Source organism: Pseudomonas sp. 11/12A (genome assembly GCF_000800055.1).
GTDB classification, from domain to species: Bacteria; Pseudomonadota; Gammaproteobacteria; order Pseudomonadales; family Pseudomonadaceae; genus Aquipseudomonas; species Aquipseudomonas mohnii.
Genome location: NZ_JUGV01000001.1, coordinates 5,341,957 through 5,353,927, shown reverse-complemented (window position 1 = coordinate 5,353,927; position 11,971 = coordinate 5,341,957). Strand labels below are relative to the sequence as shown.

Sequence of the window (11,971 nt, the reverse complement as noted above, 5' to 3'; positions counted from 1 at the left end):
CCTCATTGGGATGTGAGCAAAGGAGGGCGGCGCAGCAATCCGTGCACCGGTCCGAACACCACGGACACCAGATAGAATCCGCCGGCCACCAGCACAATGGCGGGACCGCTGGGAAGCGAGTCATGGAACGACAGCAGCAGACCGAGCCACACCGAGATGCTGCCGAGCAGCGCCGCAATGGCGATCAGTACCGGCAGTCGACGGCTCCAGAAGCGCGCAGCGGCGGCGGGCAGCATCATCAAGCCAACCACCATCAAGGCCCCGATCGCCTGGAAACCAATAACCAGATTCAGCACCACGAGCGTCAGGAAGACGCCATGGACCAGTGGACCGAGCCGGCTGACGATTTGCAGGAAAAGCGGGTCGAGGGTGTCCAGCACCAGCGGACGGTAGATCAACAGCAGGGTGATCAGGCTGAAGCCGCAGACCCATAACATGCCAGTCAATGTCGGAGCATCGACCGCCAGCGCGGAGCCGAATAGCAGGTGCAGCAAGTCCAGGCGTTTACCGGCCATCCCGAGGATCAGTACGCCGCTGGCCAGGGAGATCGGGTAGACAGCGGCGAGGCTGGCGTCTTCCCGCAGGCCGGTGCGACGGGTGACCCATGCTGCGAGACCCGCCATGCCAAGGCCTGCGGCAAGACCGCCGATGGTCAGTGCGCCGAGGCTCAAACCGGCGAGCCAGAAGCCCAGTGCTGCACCGGGCAAGATGCCATGGGCCACCGCATCACCCATCAGGCTCATGCGTCGCAAGATCAGAAATACGCCAAGCGGCGCTGTGCTGCACGCCAGCGTCAGGCCACCGAGTAACGCTCGGCGCATGAAGACGAACTCGTGAAAGGGTTGCCAAAGATCGACGGCAGCGAGCATCAGGCCACCTGCGTTTGCGGTTGTTGATGGATCAAGTCCACGCTTTGCCCGAGGACGCACCCACTGCTTTTGATCAGCAGGGTTTGAGGCATGTGTTGGCGAACGGCGGCCAGGTCGTGGCACACGACGACCAACGTCCGGCCCTCGGCATGCCAGGCGTGAATGTGTTCCCAGAGCAGCGCCTGACCCGATTCATCGAGGGCCGCATGAGGTTCATCGAGCAACAACAAGGGCGCGTCCGCGAGGCTCAAACGGGCAAGCAGGGCACGCTGCAGTTCGCCGCCGGACAGTGCCATTAACGGGCGTTGTTCCAAGCCGATCAGGTGCCAACGTTCAAGCACGGCTTCGAGGCGTTGCTTGCGTGTCTCTGGCGCTTGCTTGCTGCCCCAGAAACCGGCGGCCACCAAGGCTTCCAGGTTGATGGGAAATTGCCGGTCCAGATGTTGTTGCTGTGGCAGAAATGAAAGGGCGCCCCGACGTGGAACCCCTAGCACAACCTTGCCAGCCAGGGGCTTTTGCAGGCCTGCAATGACTTTCAACAGGCTGCTTTTACCTGAACCGTTCGCCCCGATAATGGCGGTCAGGCTGCCCTCGGCTAATTCGAAATCTATCGGTGGCGTCAGCGGTTGTCCGGGCGCTCCCCATTGCAAGGCTTGGCAGCGGATCATGCGGCCTCCCAATTCCAGCGACTGTCAGCCACGGCATCGTGGGCGTGCAGGCTTTCCGCGTGGACGACTCGAATGTGGAAGGCATTAATGCCCGGGGCGCGTTTCAGGGCCTGGTTCAAACGGCGCGCGGCGTCTTCACAGAACATCAAGTTCTGACCGTTGGCCAAGGCGAAGGCTTGCTCGTCTGCGCGCTTTACTGCGGTTTGCACGGCGGTACCGAGGGCCGCTTCGGCGTCGTTGATGATTGCAATCAGCGGCAGTTCATTCAGATAGTCATCCAGACGAAGACGCAATTGGGCACTGCTGCGTTGACTGTGCGGCGTCGCGACGATGCCGTTTGTTGACCCGAGCCACGCCAACACGTCGGCATGTTGCAGGGAGGTATTGGCGAAGTCAGTGATGAATTGTTGCTGAATCAATTGCCGGGCCAGTGCCGCTGAACAAGGACAGGTTGAGGAATACGGCAGGTCGATTTTTAGTTCCACGTGGAACATTGCGTTTTTCAAACGCGCTTCGATGGTCACTGGGTAGCTTTTCCAACCGGCCAGCGGGCTAATCAATGCGGGTCTTTTTAGCAGTAAATCGGTGTGAATTTTTATCGATGCGCTGCTGGAAAGCCCTCGGTGGCTGTCGAGAAAATGCTGTAAAACTCGCTGTAGAACAGGGGGCGAGAGCGTTTCCTGTTCCAGTTGTTCCAGCGCCAGATAAAGACGCGACATGTGGATGCCGCGTGCTTCTCCATCGTCAAGGCTCACTCCGGCATCAGCGGTTGCCACCAAGCGTTGGCCATCGAACAAAACAGGAAGAGCAATGCCGCGCATGCCCACCCACTCCAGTGGCAGGGCTTGGCGTGCGGCCTGCGCGGCGATATCCGGCAGAGTCAGCGCATTCATGGGCGGGTCCATCGTGGGAGTTGATTTGACATGTTATATTATAACAATCAAATCGACGATGCCTTTTTTACGAGCGGGCTTTCACCCTGCACAGAGGCAAGCACAGCAGTCTCCGGACGTGCTGTCGCTCCTGGAGGAAACCGGCTTCATTTCCAATGCCTGCGATAGTCAGCGATTGGTCATGGCACGCCATTAGCAGGCAGTGGCTGACGGCTTGTTTGAAGGTTTGCAGCGCTACTTTCAGAAGAACCCGCCGGCCCACAGCTACATCGCCTGGCGGCAGGCGCAGAAAACGTCCCAAGCGTGGCTAGCAGCCAGCAACTCGGCTGCAGGTGAACCTGGCACTGCTACCGCCGGAGCTGGAAAACCGATTGATCGTGGTCCAGCCGACGCGCCGGTTATAGCCGACCCAGGTTTCGCCGTCAGACGCGATGCCAGTGAAAAACGTCAGTTGGCCATAACGACTGTTGGTCTGTGCCCAGTAGCGTTTTCCGGCCGCTTCGAACCCGCGCAGATAAATCGTGCTGCCGACCGTGTTGACGCCGTAGGCATTGCCATCGGCGTCCACGCAAGCCAGCAAATTGGCGCTGCGGGTGCAGGTGGCCAACGTCGGAATTTGCCCCCAGGTATCGACGGCGACCAACAATGCAGCGCTCATCAGCGCCAATTTCAGGGCATTAGGCATGGCGTTTCTCTTGGTTGGAAGGGGCTTTGGCATTCTGCCTTTTGTCATCGCGGGCAAAAAGGGAGTGGTTCGACTGATTGGTTATATTATAACATTTAAATAAGCCCGACGATTTGACCGGGCATTCCTTGTGAGGAGCACCTGATGCCCGATCGTCTTCCCGTCACCGTGTTGTCCGGCTTTCTCGGTGCCGGAAAAAGTACACTTCTTAATTACATACTACGTAATCGCGAAAACCTGCGGGTCGCTGTCATCGTCAACGACATGAGCGAAATCAACATCGACGGTAGCGAGGTGCAACGGGATGTGCGCCTCAATCGTGCTGAAGAAAAACTCGTGGAAATGAGCAACGGCTGCATTTGCTGCACCTTGCGCGAAGACTTGCTTGAGGAAGTGAGCAAACTCGCGATGGACGGTCGTTTTGATTACTTGTTGATCGAGTCCACCGGCATTTCCGAACCGCTTCCCGTCGCGGAAACCTTCACCTTCCGCGACGAAAGCGGCCAAAGCCTCAACGATATCGCCCGGCTCGACACCATGGTCACCGTGGTCGACGGCATGAACTTCCTGCTCGACTACCAGGCCGCCGACAGCCTCGACTCCCGTGGTGAAACCCTTGGCGAGGAGGATGAACGTTCGATCACCGACCTGTTGATCGAGCAGATCGAATTCGCCGACGTCATCCTGATCAGCAAAATCGACCTGATCAGCAGCCGCGAACGGCAAGAGTTGATGGCAATCCTCGAGCGGCTCAACGCCCGCGCGGAAATCATCGCGATGGTCATGGGCGAAGTGCCGCTGAAAAAAATCCTCAACACCGGTCGATTCGACTTCGAAAAAGCCGCCGAGGCACCGGGCTGGTTGCAGGCGTTACGGGGTGAGCATGTGCCGGAAACCGAAGAATATGGCATCGCGTCTGCGGTTTATCGTGCGCGCCGACCCTTTCATCCGCAGCGTTTCTTCAGCTTTATCGATCGTCCGTGGGTGAACGGCAAACTGCTGCGTTCCAAAGGTTTTTTCTGGCTGGCGAGCAAGTACAAGGATGCGGGCAGTTGGTCCCAGGCTGGGGGGCTGATGCGACACGGGTTTGCCGGACGCTGGTGGCGTTTCGTGCCGAAAGACCAGTGGCCTCAAGAGGAAGAAAGCACGGCCGGCATCATGGCGCACTGGACTGCCGCCACGGGTGACTGTCGACAGGAGCTGGTGTTCATCGGCCAGAACATCGATTTCGCGCACCTCACCGACGAGCTCGATGGCTGCCTGCTGACCGAAGGAGAAATGGCGCTCGGTGTCGAGGGCTGGCAACGTCTGCCAGATCCATTCGGTCCCTGGCATGAAGAGGCGGCCTGATGTTGACGCTGACCCCCGTAGGCGCGAGCCCGGTCGCGACGCGCGCCTTGTATCAATATCAGGCTGCCACTCCAGAGTCCTTGACCCGCATCCTCGACGATGATGTGAACCTCGCTGTCTGGAATCGCCAGCTCCCGGCCCATATCGCGGATTTCTCGACCCTGCTGCTGTCTCTGAACGATCCGCTGGCCGAGTCGTTGTCACTGGAAATGCCCAATGACGAAGCCGAGCCCGATCTCCACGGATTGGCCTCAGGTTTCAGTGATGTTCAGGGTTACGAAGGCTTCATCGCCGACCTGTCGTGGCTGGTCCGTGCTTTCGCTTGTTTGCTCGGCGCCAGGCGCATCGGCCTGCGTCTGCGGATTTTGGACAAGGCCATGTGCCCGCGTTTTCACGTCGATCACGTACCGGTGCGGCTGATTACCACCTATGCCGGGATCGGCAGCCAGTGGCTGATGGAAGGCGCCATGGACCGCCGACAATTGGGCAAGCCTGACGCGGAACCCCAGGACAACTCGCTGATCGGGCAGATCGCCAGCGGCGACGTGGCGTTGCTCAAGGGGGAGAAATGGCACGGCAACGAAGGTTTCGGGTTGATTCACCGCTCGCCGCAACTCGCTGCAGGCGAGCGTCGTTTGATCCTTACCCTCGACTGGTTGAGCTAGCGGCTCAGGGTTTGACCCAGGTGCCCTGGCTCTGCGCCTCGCAAAACGGCTTCAGATACGCCGCATCGGTGGCCACGCCGTAATAGTGAATATCCTGCCGGTAAGGCATATTGGCAACTTGAGCGTTGCTGCAGACGCCGAACGCCCCGGCAGGGCATTGGTCGAGGTACTGGACCTCGACTTTCTGTCCGGCCAGATTCGGTTGGCAAAAGCCGTCGGCGAACAGTTTTTCCGGGATGTTGCGGTTCTGCTGACAGACTTTCACGTCGAGCCTTTCAGCCTGACTGTGGACGACGCAGGCTTGAGCCAGCGCCTCGCCGCAAGTCAGCGTCAGGAGCAACGACAATCCTCTCAACCGCATCCTTACCTCCTCAGAAAACCTCGATCATGTTGCAGAACATTCCCACCCACGTCATCGCCGGGCCATTGGGTGCCGGCAAGACCAGTCTGATCAAGCACCTGCTGGCGCAGCGCCCGGCCGGAGAGCGCTGGGCGGTATTGATCAACGAGTTCGGCCAGATCGGTCTCGACGCCGCGCTGCTGACACAGGACGCCGATGGTATCGCACTGGGTGAAGTCGCCGGGGGCTGTTTGTGTTGCGTCAATGGCGCGCCGTTTCAGATCGGGCTCGGCCGCCTGCTGCGCAAGGCGCGACCGGATCGGTTGTTCATCGAACCGTCCGGGCTGGGGCATCCGGCGCAGTTGCTCAGGCAGTTGAGCGAGGCGCCGTGGGTCGGCGTGTTGGCGGTGCAGCCCTGTGTGATGGTGCTCGATGCCCAGGCTCTTGCCAGCGGCAAGGCGTTGCCCGAGTCGCAACAGGACGCGTTGGGCAGCGCCGGTTTGTTACTGCTGAACAAGGCGGAAGGCCTGGACGCCAGTGATCGCCAGCGAATCGCTGCGCAGTTGCCTGCTCGTTTATTGTATTGGACGCAGCAAGCGCTCTTGCCACTGAGCGAACTGCCGGGACTGGCGGCTCAGGGAGCGGCGGGTGTGGATAACTTTGTGATGCCCAGGGGGCTGGCGCAAATACCGGCAATCTGGAGCGATCCGGCGCTGCCGATTTGTTTGAGTCAGGAACAGGAGGGCGGCTGGAGCATCGGCTGGCGCTGGCATCCGAGCCAGACATTCGATGTGACGCTTGTATCCCGGTGGCTGACCAGCCTGGACTGGCGGCGGGCGAAGTTGGTTATCCACAGTGTCGAGGGGTGGGTCTCGGCAAATGCGCTGGACAATGCCGAATTGCAATGGCTGGCCAGTGAGTGGCGGCAGGATTCGCGGATCGAGCTGATTTTCAGTGCGCCGCAGGATGTCGACTTACTGCAGCAAAGCCTCGCCGGGTGTCGGTTGAGCGGGAATTAACTCGCCCGCGCTCAAGGCCGCCATTTGCTGTGTTCTTGCCGCCAATGGCTCAGTTCGATCACTTCGGCACTGGGCCTCGCCACATCGACCACCGGTGGCGTGTCGTCGAACGGTGCCGGGTAGGGCGCCAATTCGATCTGCGCACTGTGGGCGCCGAACTGGGTGATGGTGCCGTTGTGGCGAGTTTCGCCCGTCACGGTGAATTCGAAGTTATACACACGGGCCAGGCGCCGACGACCACTGGCATCCTTGATGAAGCCGATTTTTTTCAACGCCACGTTGCCATCCAGCAACTCGATTCCGAGTTTGCCGCAATGCTGCTTGACCCGCTCCAGCGCGCGTTCGCGCAGGCCGTGGTTGTGCCAGAGCCAAGCGCCCGCCGTGGCGAACAACATCAGCACGAAAATATTTCCAAGGGTCAGCATCAACAGGGTGCTCCAACAAGATAGTGTCAGCTTAACTGCGTCGCCGGTCTGTCGTACAGGCTGCGTTTAGTCGCATACTGCGCGGCTCGAATTTCAATCGTTTTACGGATAACTCACCGCATGAAACGTACACCCCATCTGCTCGCTATCCAGTCCCACGTGGTGTTCGGCCATGCTGGCAACAGTGCCGCGGTTTTCCCGATGCAGCGGGTCGGGGTAAATGTATGGCCGCTCAATACCGTGCAATTCTCCAACCACACCCAGTACGGCCAATGGACCGGCGAAGTGCTGGCGCCTCATCAGATCCCCGACCTGGTTGAAGGTATCGCGGCGATTGGCGAACTGGGCAATTGCGATGCGGTGTTGTCGGGCTATCTCGGCAGTGCGGCCCAGGGCCGGGCCATCCTCACGGGTGTGGCGCGGATCAAGTCGATGAATCCCAAGGCCTTGTACCTGTGTGACCCGGTGATGGGGCATCCGGAGAAAGGTTGCAGCGTGCCGGCGGAAGTCAGTGATTTCCTGCTGGAAGAGGCCGCCGCCGTGGCGGACTTCATGTGCCCGAATCAATTGGAGCTCGACAGCTTTTCGGGGCGCAAGCCGCAGTCGCTGTTCGACTGCCTGGCGATGGCGCGAGCGTTGCTGACGCGCGGTCCGAAGGCGGTGCTGGTCAAGCATCTGGACTATCCCGGCAAAACGCCGGACGTCTTCGAGATGCTCCTGGTGACCGCAGAAGGCAGCTGGCATTTGCAGCGTCCGCTGCTGGCGTTCCCGCGTCAGCCGGTGGGTGTTGGCGACCTGACCTCCGGGCTGTTCCTGGCCCGCGTTCTATTGGGCGACAGCCTGGTGGCCGCTTTCGAATTCGCCGCGTCGGCGGTGCATGAGGTGTTGCTGGAAACCCAGGCCTGCGCCAGTTATGAACTGGAACTGGTGCGGGCGCAGGACCGGATTGCCCATCCGCGGGTGCGGTTTGAAGCGACTTCGATCAGTTTGTAAGCGGATCGCGGCAAAAAAGATCGCAGCCGCCTCAGGCTGCGATCCTTCGGCTTAGGCGTCGCCCTTGATTTCCTGATAACGCTTTTCCAGTTCCTGGCGAATCTGCCGGCGTTGTTGAGCCTGCATGTAGCGACGCTTGTCTTCACTGTTTTGCGGTTGCAGGGGCGGCACGGCTGCGGGTTTGCGTTGGTCATCCACCGCGACCATGGTGAAGAAGCAGCTGTTGGTGTGGCGCACCGAGCGCTCACGAATGTTTTCGGTCACGACCTTGATGCCCACCTCCATCGAAGTGTTGCCGGTGTAGTTGACCGAAGCGAGGAAGGTCACCAGTTCGCCGACATGAATCGGCTCACGGAAAATCACCTGGTCTACCGACAGGGTCACCACGTAGCGGCCGGCATAACGGCTGGCGCAAGCGTAGGCCACTTCATCGAGGTACTTGAGCAAGGTCCCGCCGTGAACATTGCCAGAGAAGTTGGCCATGTCAGGGGTCATCAATACCGTCATCGACAGCTGGGCGTTTCCGGGTTCCATAGCATTCTCACGGGTCAAGGCAAGGTCTGAGGGGACGCACCTCTGCGGGTGCCTGTACGGTTTTTTCAAACCAACGTTATCGGGACGCCGCAGCGTGCGCCGCCGTCACGCCGGATCGATCTGTTTCCTTATATTGCACTGCCTTTCTGCCGGAAGTCGCGGTGTTACCCTTCAAAAGCCCATATCCAAGGGCAATTCCTACGCGGAAAGCGGATTTATTACCCTGCTTGATCAGACTTTTCCTGCGTCCGATTGAGCGATGTCAGTCAAGGAGCCTCACACCATGCATGCCATCAGTTTCATTCAGGATTTGGCAGTCATCATGCTGGTCGCAGGTGTGGTGACCGTGCTTTTTCATCGGTTCAAGCAACCGGTGGTTCTGGGCTACATCGTCGCCGGCTTCATCATTGGCCCACACACCCCGCCGTTCGGCTTGATCCACGACGAAGAAACCATCAAGACCCTGGCGGAGCTGGGGGTGATTTTCCTGATGTTCTGCCTGGGTCTGGAGTTCAGTCTGCGCAAGTTGTTCAAGGTGGGCGCCACAGCGTTTATCGCGGCGTTCCTGGAAATCGTGCTGATGATCTGGATCGGTTACGAGATAGGCCGATGGTTCGACTGGAACACCATGGATTCGCTGTTCCTGGGCGCGATCCTGGCGATTTCCTCGACCACCATCATCGTCAAGGCGCTCAACGATCTGAAGATGAAGAACGAGCGCTTTGCGCAGCTGATTTTCGGGGTGTTGATCGTCGAGGACATTCTGGGCATCGGCATCATCGCTTTGCTATCGAGTATCGCGGTCAGCGGCACGGTCAGCTCCGGCGAAGTGTTCTCCACGGTCGGCAAGCTCTCGCTGTTCATGATCGTCGCGCTGGTCATCGGCATTCTGTTGGTACCGCGATTGCTGGCCTATGTGGCCAGATTCGAGAGCAATGAAATGCTGCTGATCACGGTGCTGGGCCTGTGTTTTGGCTTCTGCCTGCTGGTGGTCAAACTCGAATACAGCATGGTGCTGGGCGCGTTCCTGATCGGTGCAATCATGGCCGAGTCCCGGCAGTTGCTGAAGATCGAGCGCCTGATCGAACCGGTTCGCGATTTATTCAGTGCAATTTTCTTCGTCGCCATCGGGTTGATGCTGGACCCGATGATCCTGCTGCAATATGCCTGGCCGATTGCGGTGATCACCGTCGCCGTGGTGCTCGGCAAGATGTTGTCCTGCGGTCTTGGCGCCTTTATCGCCGGCAATGACGGACGCACCTCACTGCGGGTGGGGATGGGGCTGTCGCAGATCGGCGAATTTTCTTTCATCATCGCTGCCCTGGGCATGACCCTGCAGGTGACTAGCAACTTCCTGTATCCGGTGGCGGTGGCGGTATCGGTGATTACCACGCTGCTGACACCCTATTTGATTCGCGCGGCCGATCCTTTGTCGATCAAGCTGGCCGCCGTGATGCCGCAGCGTCTGGGGCGAGTACTGGGGATGTATGGCGAATGGCTTCGCAGCATCCAGCCGCAGGGCGAGGGTGCGCTGCTGGCATCGATGATTCGACGAATTCTGCTGCAAGTTGGGGTCAATCTGGCATTGGTGATCGCGATCTTCTTCGCCGGCGCTTATTTCGCCGAGAAAGTGTCCGCCTATGTGCAAGATCTGATCAGCGATCCGAGCTGGCAGAAGGCGCTGATCTGGGGTGGAGCTCTGCTATTGTCGCTGCCCTTCCTGATTGCCGCGTATCGCAAGCTCAAGGCACTGTCGATGTTGCTGGCGGAAATGGGCGTGAAGCCGGAGATGGCCGGGCGCCACACACAGCGAGTGCGTCGGGTGATTGCAGAAGTCATCCCGATCCTCTCGCTGTTGGTGATCTTCCTGCTGTTGGCAGCCTTGTCGGCCAGTATTCTGCCGACCAACAAGTTGCTGATGCTGATCGTCGTGGTCGCAGCCGCCGTGGCGGCGCTGCTGTGGCGCTGGTTTATCCGTGTCCACACCAGGATGCAAATTGCGTTGCTGGATACTCTGGACAATCACAAGGATTCATCCGGGCACTAACCCGTTGGGGGCGTCTGCGCACTCAGCTTTCCAGCCAGACGTCCCGCGCCCAGTGCCAAACCGATTCCCAGGTTTCTTCGGCGAGCAGCTCGTCTTCGGCCTGCCAAAGCGCCACGGTGCCATCCTCTTCGACCACGTAGTAGTCATCACCGTCCTGGCAGATTGGAATCATGCTGCGATCAACGCCGGCGTCCCAGGCGTTGGCGGCAACGTCCGGCAGGTAGGTATGGGATTGTGGGTCGGTGACGGTCACCGGCTCCAGGCTGCCGTAGACCACGTCGCTGACGGTCAGCAGAAACTCTCTGAAGACGAAGGGAATGTCGATGAACAGCTGTTCTTCGATTTCCACCAGCAGATCTTCGTCCGGCAACTCCAAGGGGACCGGTACCGGTTCATTGGCTTCACGCAGCTGTTCGATGATTTCTTCCACGTCCGGGATCCTCTTGCTTGAATGGCGCGGTTTATATGGGGCGGTTTATACAGTAGCTCGCTATAGATGCAACCGTGAAATAGAAAACCCCGGACGAGTCCGGGGTTTTTTATTACTGCACGTAAGGCGCGTAGGTCAATCAGCCGTTCTGGCGGATACCGGCCACCAGCCAAGGCTGGTTTTCGCCCTGGGCACGTTCCATGTTCCAGCTTTCGCTGAACACTTCGCCCTGGTCGAAACGCGAGGTTTTCGACACGCCGCTGAAGGTCAGGGTGGCGATGGTCTTGTCGGCGCGATCATCCACACCGTCCAGTTGTACAACGAGGTTATCGATGTAGGTGGACTGGAAGCCGTCGCCCAGATCGGCACGTTCGCGCTTGAGGAAATCCAGCATTTGCGGGGTCACGAACTCGGCGATCTTGTCCATTTCGTTGGCATCCCAGTGTTGTTGCAGGGACTGGAAATGGTTGCGGGCCGCTTCGATGAAGTTCTTTTCATTGAACCAGGCTGGCGCATTGATCACCGGACGTGCAGCAACCGGTGCGGTCGAACCGCCGAAGATCGAGCCGCCGGCAGGCTTCTGCTCGAACACTTCACGCTGCATGGGTGCGTAACCTGCCGGAGCCATGTGCTCCTGCTGCTTGCGACGACGAGCGGCAATAAAGCGGAAGATCAGGAAGGCGATGACCGCCATGATCAGGATGTCGAAGATCTGCATGCCCTGGAAGCCACCGCCCATGAACATGGACGCCAACAGGCCACCGGCGGCGATACCGGCCAGAGGGCCGAGCCAGCGCGAAGCACCGCCGGCCTTGGCTGCGGCACCCGCGGCACCTGCAGCGCCAGCGGTCGCAGCAGCGCCGCCCATGCCTGGAGAAGAAGGTGCCATCTGGCTGGTTTGGTGCGTCGGCGCCGCGCCGGCGCTTTTGCCACCACCGAAGCGCTTGGCGGCATTGACGTCGAGACTCATCGTCAGGCCAATGCACAGCGCCATGGCGATGCTAAGAAAACGTTTCATAAAGGGAATTCCCGTTTGTGGAGGGCACGCGCGCC

The 11,971-nt window shown here is 59.5% G+C and carries 14 protein-coding genes and 1 pseudogene; 6 read left to right on the top strand and 9 right to left on the bottom strand.

Features of this window, described 5'->3' with window-relative positions; genetic code table 11:
• Positions 1–2: 2 nt before the first annotated feature.
• Genes GQ39_RS24660 through folE2 form a run of 3 tightly spaced genes read right to left on the bottom strand, consistent with a single transcriptional unit; the run spans position 3 to position 2,430 of the window.
• Positions 3–869 carry a metal ABC transporter permease gene (locus GQ39_RS24660; RefSeq protein ID WP_047535323.1) on the bottom strand — a complete coding sequence of 289 codons (867 nt, stop codon included), beginning with the start codon at positions 867–869 and terminating at the stop codon, positions 3–5.
• Positions 869–1,537 carry a metal ABC transporter ATP-binding protein gene (locus tag GQ39_RS24655; protein ID WP_047535321.1) on the bottom strand — a complete coding sequence of 223 codons (669 nt, stop codon included), beginning with the start codon at positions 1,535–1,537 and terminating at the stop codon, positions 869–871. The genes GQ39_RS24660 and GQ39_RS24655 overlap by 1 nt, the downstream gene beginning before the upstream one ends.
• On the bottom strand, positions 1,534–2,430 hold the full coding sequence (gene folE2, locus GQ39_RS24650; RefSeq protein ID WP_047535317.1) for a GTP cyclohydrolase FolE2: 897 nt from the start codon (positions 2,428–2,430) through the stop codon (positions 1,534–1,536). Before folE2 ends, GQ39_RS24655 begins: the two co-directional genes overlap by 4 nt.
• 106 nt (positions 2,431–2,536) lie before the next feature.
• Between folE2 and GQ39_RS33430 the strand changes: the two are divergent.
• Positions 2,537–2,734 (top strand): annotated as a pseudogene (locus GQ39_RS33430) (N-acetylmuramoyl-L-alanine amidase); the annotation flags it as partial.
• A 3-nt stretch (positions 2,735–2,737) separates the two neighbouring features.
• Here the strand turns inward: GQ39_RS33430 and GQ39_RS24645 are convergent.
• Positions 2,738–3,115: a hypothetical protein gene (locus GQ39_RS24645; protein ID WP_047535313.1), complete on the bottom strand. Its 378-nt coding sequence runs from the start codon at positions 3,113–3,115 to the stop codon at positions 2,738–2,740.
• 144 nt (positions 3,116–3,259) lie between these two features.
• Here GQ39_RS24645 and zigA point away from each other — a divergent pair, with 144 nt between their 5' ends.
• Both zigA and GQ39_RS24635 read left to right on the top strand, forming a co-directional pair.
• Entirely contained in the window at positions 3,260–4,465 is a 1,206-nt protein-coding gene (zigA, locus tag GQ39_RS24640) for a zinc metallochaperone GTPase ZigA (RefSeq protein ID WP_047535310.1), read from the top strand.
• Positions 4,465–5,130 carry a DUF1826 domain-containing protein gene (locus GQ39_RS24635; RefSeq protein ID WP_047535306.1) on the top strand — a complete coding sequence of 222 codons (666 nt, stop codon included), beginning with the start codon at positions 4,465–4,467 and terminating at the stop codon, positions 5,128–5,130. The genes zigA and GQ39_RS24635 overlap by 1 nt, the downstream gene beginning before the upstream one ends.
• Positions 5,131–5,134: 4 nt before the next feature.
• Here the strand turns inward: GQ39_RS24635 and GQ39_RS24630 are convergent, their stop codons facing one another.
• Positions 5,135–5,491 (bottom strand): hypothetical protein, encoded by a 357-nt coding sequence (locus GQ39_RS24630; protein WP_047535303.1) that lies wholly within the window; start codon positions 5,489–5,491, stop codon positions 5,135–5,137.
• Between the two features lie 26 nt (positions 5,492–5,517).
• Here GQ39_RS24630 and GQ39_RS24625 point away from each other — a divergent pair, with 26 nt between their 5' ends.
• Positions 5,518–6,489, top strand: a complete 972-nt coding sequence (locus GQ39_RS24625; RefSeq protein ID WP_047535301.1) for a CobW family GTP-binding protein — start codon at positions 5,518–5,520, stop codon at positions 6,487–6,489.
• Positions 6,490–6,500: 11 nt separating this feature from the next.
• Here GQ39_RS24625 and GQ39_RS24620 read toward each other — a convergent pair whose 3' ends face one another.
• Positions 6,501–6,914 carry a DUF3301 domain-containing protein gene (locus GQ39_RS24620; protein ID WP_047535298.1) on the bottom strand — a complete coding sequence of 138 codons (414 nt, stop codon included), beginning with the start codon at positions 6,912–6,914 and terminating at the stop codon, positions 6,501–6,503.
• Positions 6,915–7,034: 120 nt separating this feature from the next.
• Here GQ39_RS24620 and pdxY point away from each other — a divergent pair, with 120 nt between their 5' ends.
• Complete coding sequence (gene pdxY / locus GQ39_RS24615) at positions 7,035–7,907, top strand: pyridoxal kinase PdxY (protein WP_047535295.1); 873 nt, start codon at positions 7,035–7,037, stop codon at positions 7,905–7,907.
• A 51-nt stretch (positions 7,908–7,958) separates the two neighbouring features.
• On the opposite strand, the gene GQ39_RS24610 is transcribed toward pdxY, so the two are convergent.
• Entirely contained in the window at positions 7,959–8,441 is a 483-nt protein-coding gene (locus GQ39_RS24610) for an acyl-CoA thioesterase (protein ID WP_003229693.1), read from the bottom strand.
• Positions 8,442–8,724: 283 nt separating this feature from the next.
• Here GQ39_RS24610 and GQ39_RS24605 point away from each other — a divergent pair, with 283 nt between their 5' ends.
• Positions 8,725–10,488 (top strand): cation:proton antiporter, encoded by a 1,764-nt coding sequence (locus GQ39_RS24605; RefSeq protein ID WP_047535289.1) that lies wholly within the window; start codon positions 8,725–8,727, stop codon positions 10,486–10,488.
• A 22-nt stretch (positions 10,489–10,510) separates the two neighbouring features.
• Here the strand turns inward: GQ39_RS24605 and GQ39_RS24600 are convergent, their stop codons facing one another.
• A complete protein-coding gene (locus tag GQ39_RS24600) occupies positions 10,511–10,918 on the bottom strand; it encodes an SMI1/KNR4 family protein (protein WP_047535286.1) in 408 nt (135 codons plus the stop codon).
• 139 nt (positions 10,919–11,057) lie between these two features.
• The gene (locus GQ39_RS24595) at positions 11,058–11,936 is read right to left on the bottom strand and encodes a Tim44 domain-containing protein (RefSeq protein WP_047535283.1); all 879 of its coding nucleotides are present in this window, start codon (positions 11,934–11,936) and stop codon (positions 11,058–11,060) included.
• Positions 11,937–11,971: the final 35 nt, after the last annotated feature.

Coding starts and splice junctions, on each gene's coding strand:
- GQ39_RS24660 (WP_047535323.1), bottom strand. CDS start 869: ATGCTCGCTGCCGTCGATCTTTGGCAACCCTTTCACGAGTTCGTCTTC.
- GQ39_RS24655 (WP_047535321.1), bottom strand. CDS start 1,537: ATGATCCGCTGCCAAGCCTTGCAATGGGGAGCGCCCGGACAACCGCTG.
- folE2 (WP_047535317.1), bottom strand. CDS start 2,430: ATGAATGCGCTGACTCTGCCGGATATCGCCGCGCAGGCCGCACGCCAA.
- GQ39_RS24645 (WP_047535313.1), bottom strand. CDS start 3,115: ATGCCTAATGCCCTGAAATTGGCGCTGATGAGCGCTGCATTGTTGGTC.
- zigA (WP_047535310.1), top strand. CDS start 3,260: ATGCCCGATCGTCTTCCCGTCACCGTGTTGTCCGGCTTTCTCGGTGCC.
- GQ39_RS24635 (WP_047535306.1), top strand. CDS start 4,465: ATGTTGACGCTGACCCCCGTAGGCGCGAGCCCGGTCGCGACGCGCGCC.
- GQ39_RS24630 (WP_047535303.1), bottom strand. CDS start 5,491: ATGCGGTTGAGAGGATTGTCGTTGCTCCTGACGCTGACTTGCGGCGAG.
- GQ39_RS24625 (WP_047535301.1), top strand. CDS start 5,518: ATGTTGCAGAACATTCCCACCCACGTCATCGCCGGGCCATTGGGTGCC.
- GQ39_RS24620 (WP_047535298.1), bottom strand. CDS start 6,914: ATGCTGACCCTTGGAAATATTTTCGTGCTGATGTTGTTCGCCACGGCG.
- pdxY (WP_047535295.1), top strand. CDS start 7,035: ATGAAACGTACACCCCATCTGCTCGCTATCCAGTCCCACGTGGTGTTC.
- GQ39_RS24610 (WP_003229693.1), bottom strand. CDS start 8,441: ATGGAACCCGGAAACGCCCAGCTGTCGATGACGGTATTGATGACCCCT.
- GQ39_RS24605 (WP_047535289.1), top strand. CDS start 8,725: ATGCATGCCATCAGTTTCATTCAGGATTTGGCAGTCATCATGCTGGTC.
- GQ39_RS24595 (WP_047535283.1), bottom strand. CDS start 11,936: ATGAAACGTTTTCTTAGCATCGCCATGGCGCTGTGCATTGGCCTGACG.